This is a genomic window from Mucilaginibacter panaciglaebae (assembly GCF_039539265.1).
Taxonomy (GTDB): domain Bacteria; phylum Bacteroidota; class Bacteroidia; order Sphingobacteriales; family Sphingobacteriaceae; genus Mucilaginibacter; species Mucilaginibacter panaciglaebae.
In genome coordinates, this window is the sequence record NZ_BAABCV010000024.1 from 1 (window position 1) to 1,575 (window position 1,575).

Here is a 1,575-nt window from a genome sequence, read left to right on the forward strand (position 1 = left end):
AAGAGATATGCAGAGTGCCTTTGCCTTTACAGCGGCAAGCTTCGTACCTATTGGCAAAACCGGGTACGCAATTAAAGAGGCTGCTGAAAGTTTTGCTGAGCATGGGGCCGTTGATCTGAGTGAAAAAGCCGCAGTACACGGAAACTCTCTAAAAAGCTTACGACCGACCTGGGGATACAAACTATATTCTTCCGATGGTACTTTTTTAAAAAATGGCATTACCTCTAAGATAATACCAGAAAGCAGGTATACGAAATCCTTTATGTTAGATAAATATATGAAGAGTATTCCGTTTCCTAACAGAAGATCTGCTTGGGATTGGGAATTCTTACAAAATAAAATATTAAAAGGACCGTGGAATAAAACGATGCATTAATTATAATTATGAGCGATACTGAAAACATATTTGGTTGTTTTGTTTCGATTACAGAAGCAGACCCAAACGCAAGTCAAGAAATAAGAGCTTTAGCATCCGAGCAAGGAGATCTATTTAGAACTTATATTTGGGGAGATAAAGGAATATCTGATACATTAAAAAAACTGAAGCATGTAAAATACGGCAAAGATTTGAGGTTAGCTTTGTTCCAGTTTTATGTAAACCCGATTCCTATTCAAGAACAAAATTTAAAAGTAATAGAAGATTATAGAAAAAGAGAGAAATCAATCGGCATTCCAATAATCATAAACGATGAAAATTTTTTTTGCAAATCAGAAGAAATGCGTTACAGCTTTTTAGAGCAATCCATTTTGCAAAAGTTGGATTTACTTGCAGAAGTAGTGAAAAAGAAGAAACTTGATACAAACATAGAACAACTTAAAATGGACTTTAAAAAAACCTGGAGTTAGAAGCCCCCCTCTCACTGGTCAAAGTTTATAAAACTTCGACCTAAAAATATTAAGCTCAGCTTAACAATGCCGAACGCAGCTGATCCAAAAAAGACATATAAGTCATAAAAAATGATCCAAACTGATCCGCGTTACCAAAATTACTTACCCAAATTATTGATTATCAATAGTTGAATTTTTTTAAGTGATTCACCTGATACATATCTACACATGGATCAGCGCGCCCAGCCGCGTTAGCGATTGAAACGGATACCGGCCCGCGCCTAAGGCCTGCAGGCGTATGAGTGGAAAGCGCGGCCGCAGGCAACGCCCATATTCCTGTAACCTACACCGTCTATACCAACAATGCGTTTCCTACTGCATCAACCACGCCGTATACGCAGTTTTATTATGATGATTATAGTTTCCCGGAAGCGACGAGCAAGCCTTTTCAAACCAATACCTACGGCACCAGCCCTACCGGGCGGACAATGGGTATGCTGACGGGCAGCACGGTCTACGTGCTGGGCAGCGACAGCCTGTGGCTGGCCACGGTGAATTATTATGACAAGCAGAACCGGCTGATCCAGCAGATTGGCGATAACCATCTGGGGCGGGTGGATGTGGTAAATAACCGGTACAACTTTACCGGTCAGCTTACCGGCAGCGAGCGCATCATCAGGCCTTTGCAGGATACAGTGGTTGACGTGAAGGACCGTTATGTTTACGATCACCTGAACCGCCTGATGG

2 protein-coding genes and 1 pseudogene are annotated in these 1,575 nt (G+C 41.3%); all 3 read left to right on the top strand.

Annotation, left to right across the window (positions count from 1 at the left end; all coding sequences use genetic code 11):
- Nucleotides 1–376, top strand: a 376-nt coding sequence (locus ABD772_RS17470; protein WP_345107496.1) for a hypothetical protein, incomplete at its 5' end; no start/stop codon positions are given.
- 8 nt (nt 377–384) lie between these two features.
- Nucleotides 385–846 carry a hypothetical protein gene (locus ABD772_RS17475; RefSeq protein WP_345107499.1) on the top strand — a complete coding sequence of 154 codons (462 nt, stop codon included), beginning with the start codon at nt 385–387 and terminating at the stop codon, nt 844–846.
- A 284-nt stretch (nt 847–1,130) separates the two neighbouring features.
- A pseudogene (locus ABD772_RS17480) lies at nt 1,131–1,575 on the top strand (hypothetical protein); the annotation flags it as partial.